Below are 3,124 nucleotides of genomic sequence, written 5' to 3' on the forward strand. Positions count from 1 at the left end.
GCTTCTTCTCCAAGGAGATCGACTGGGTCGACGGGCGCTTCTACATCTCGACGACCCGGCTGAGCGGGAACGACGACACGAAGGAGAAGTTGATGCTCGCCTACGGCAAGTGACTCCTCCTCCTTCCGAACTCCCTTTGTGGTCCGTCCCCTTCCCCGAGGTGCCCACGCCATGAGCCAGCCGCCGCCGCCCCAGCAGCCCCCGCAGGGGGGCGGCTTCGGGCCGCCCCAGGACCAGCCGCCGCAGACCCAGCCGCCGCAGACCCCGCCACCCGCGGCCGGGCCGAACCTCGGCAAGGCCCCGGAGCCGGGGTACGGCTACCCCCAGGCGCCACAGCCCCCGCAGACGCCACCGCCGGCCGCCCCGCAGACGCCGCCCCAGCCGCCGCAGGGTTACGGCTATCCGCAGGGCGCCCCGGCGCCCCAGCCTCCGCAGGCCCCGCCCGGCTACGGTTACCCCGGCCAGCAGCCGGGGCCGTACGGGCAGCCGCAGGCGCCTTATGGGCAGCAGCCGCAAGCCCCTTACGGGCAGCAGCCGCAAGCTCCTTACGGGCAGCCCGGTTACGGGCAGCAGCCCGGTTACGGCTATCCGCAGCAGACCATGCCGCACCAGCCGCAGGCCGGGCCGCCCGGCGGCAAGAAGCTCAACGCGCAGATGCTGATCATCGTCGCCGCGGTCGTGGCGATCGCCCTGATCATCGGCGGCGGCGTCTGGTACGCCTCGTCCGGCAAGGACGAGGGCAGGCAGAACGACACCGCCGGTCAGAGCGGCGGCACCGGCGGCACGGACGACGGCAACGGCGGCACCACCTCCGGCAAGGAGAAGGCGCCGTCCGACCCCAGCGCCAAGGTCCTCTTCCAGGTCCCGGCACCCGAGGTGAAGAACGACAGCACGGTCGTCGTCTCCGGCTCGTGGCTCACGGACAAGGCGTACGTCAAGAGCGGCATCGCCCGGATCGTCGGCTACGACCGCGACAAGGGCGGCGAGCTGTGGAAGATCCCGCTCGACGGCCCGGTCTGCCAGGCCAGCCGCCACGTCACGGACGACAACCTCACGGCGGTCCTCTACCAGCCGGCGATGCCCACCAAGGCCGACCCCTCGCACGGGTGCAGCCAGATCGCGCTGATCGACCTCGACGCCGGCAAGAGGCTGTGGACCAAGACGGTCAAGACCGGTGACCAGCTGATCAACTTCGACAACATCACCCTCAGCGGGAAGACCGTCGCCGTCGGCAGCACCAGCGGCGGCGCCGCCTTCGACGTCTCCGGCAAGCTCCTGTGGAGCCCGAAGCCGGCCGACTCCTGCTACGACGCCGGCTACGGCGGCGGCGAGAAGCTGGTCGCGGTGCGCAAGTGCGGCTCCTACGACCAGCGGCAGCTGCACATCCAGACCATCGACCCGAAGTCCGGGAAGGTGATCTCGGAGTACAAGATGGCCGAGGGCATCGAGTACGCGAGCATCGTGTCGACCAACCCGCTGGTCGTGGCCGCCGACGTCGGCGACTCCGCGGGCGACGGCAGCGGCATCTCCGACTTCTTCTCCATCGACGGCAAGACCGGCAAGCTGCGCACGCGCATCTCCGCGCCGGGCGAGCAGTTCGCGGCCCGCTGCGAGGGCATCACCCGCGTAGAGGCCTGCAACCTGCTGGCCGTCGGCAACGACCGGCTGTACCTGCCGACCGAGGAGCACGACGGCACCGGCAAGTACAGCGAGACCAACGAGATCGTCGCCTTCGACCTCGCCACCGGCAAGCAGACCGGGCAGCGGGCCGACGCGGGCGACGGCTATACGATCTCGCCGCTGCGCATGGACGGCGGAAACCTGATCGCGTACAAGCGTCCCCCGTACGACAAGGGCGGACAGGTCGTGAGCATCGCCGGGGGCAGCTTCAAGGAGACGACGCTGCTGCAGAACCCCTCGACGGACACGGTCCGCGACGTGGAGACCGGCATGTCGCCGGAGTACTCCGAGTTCCTGTACGGCGACGGGCACCTCTACATGTCCAAGGTGTACGCGAGCAAGCGGTCGACAGTGCGGGACAAGGAGTACCTCGCGGTCGGCTTCGGTACGGACTGATCGTCTGGTGACCGACTTGGGTTCACTTCGGCCCCGTCCCTGTTCAGGGACGGGGCCGTTCGTGTTTGGCGCGGTCAACACGGGGTGAGAGCACTTTCGGCGATCCGGGGCGATTCTCGCCGGTAGGGGGAGCGCGACGTCGAACAAGCGTGTAGCTTCCGGGGGCATGAAGGCGGGGGAGCCGGGGGGCTTCCGTGGGGGGCTGGGGTGACTGGGGGGTTGCTCGATGGGAGTGCGGCTCATGGTGGTCGACGACCACCGATTGCTGGCCGAGGCGCTGGCTTCGGCGCTGAAGCTGCGGGGGCACCGGGTGCTGGCCGCGGCGGCGCCGGCCGCGGGTGCGGCGGAGCTGGTGATCACGCGGGCACCTGAGGTGTGCCTGCTGGGGACGGCGGAGCCGGCCGAGCCGGGGATCTTCGACCCGGTGGTGAGGATCAAGCGGGAGCGGCCGCAGGTGGCGGTGCTGGTGCTGGGGCCGGTGCCGAGCCCCCGCGGCATCGCCGCGGCGTTCGCGGCGGGGGCGTCGGGGTACGTCCGGCACGATGAGCGCATAGAGGGTGTCGAGCGGGCGATCATGAAGGCGCGGGCGGGGGAGGCGGCGGTGGCGCCGCAGCTGTTGCAGGGGGCGTTCGGTGAGTTGCTCAACCCGGCGGCCCAGCCGGACGACGAGGGCCAGCGGCTGCTCCAGATGCTCACGCCGCGTGAGGTGGAGGTGCTGGTCCGCGTCGCCGACGGGGAGGACACCCGCCTGATCGCGGCGGGCATGGGCATCGCACCGTCGACGGCGCGTACGCATGTCCAGCGGGTGCTGATGAAACTGGGCGTGGGGTCGCGGCTGGAGGCGGCGGCGCTGGCGGCGCGGACGGGGTTGCTGGATCGGGCGGGGGCGGTGCGGCGGGAGCCGTGAGCGGGGCTTTGGGGTGCGCGTCTTCGCGTGACGTCGGGTGGGGGTCGGGGCCGCGCCGGGGGGTGTCCGTCCTCGGAACGGCGCGATGGGGTCTCATACCGACTGACTGGCGTTGACGCGCCCGGTCATCTCGTAGCCGGC

2 protein-coding genes are annotated in these 3,124 nt (G+C 71.2%); both read left to right on the top strand.

Annotation, left to right across the window (positions count from 1 at the left end; all coding sequences use genetic code 11):
• Nucleotides 1–171: 171 nt before the first annotated feature.
• Nucleotides 172–2,076 (top strand): outer membrane protein assembly factor BamB family protein, encoded by a 1,905-nt coding sequence (locus tag ABT116_RS41390; protein WP_351645421.1) that lies wholly within the window; start codon nucleotides 172–174, stop codon nucleotides 2,074–2,076.
• A gap of 226 nt (nucleotides 2,077–2,302) precedes the next feature.
• Nucleotides 2,303–2,983, top strand: a complete 681-nt coding sequence (locus ABT116_RS41395) for a helix-turn-helix transcriptional regulator (RefSeq protein WP_351645424.1) — start codon at nucleotides 2,303–2,305, stop codon at nucleotides 2,981–2,983.
• The last annotated feature ends 141 nt before the right edge of the window (nucleotides 2,984–3,124 follow it).

It is taken from the genome of Streptomyces sp. NPDC002130 (genome assembly GCF_040296465.1).
In the GTDB taxonomy this organism is placed as follows: Bacteria; Actinomycetota; Actinomycetes; order Streptomycetales; family Streptomycetaceae; genus Streptomyces.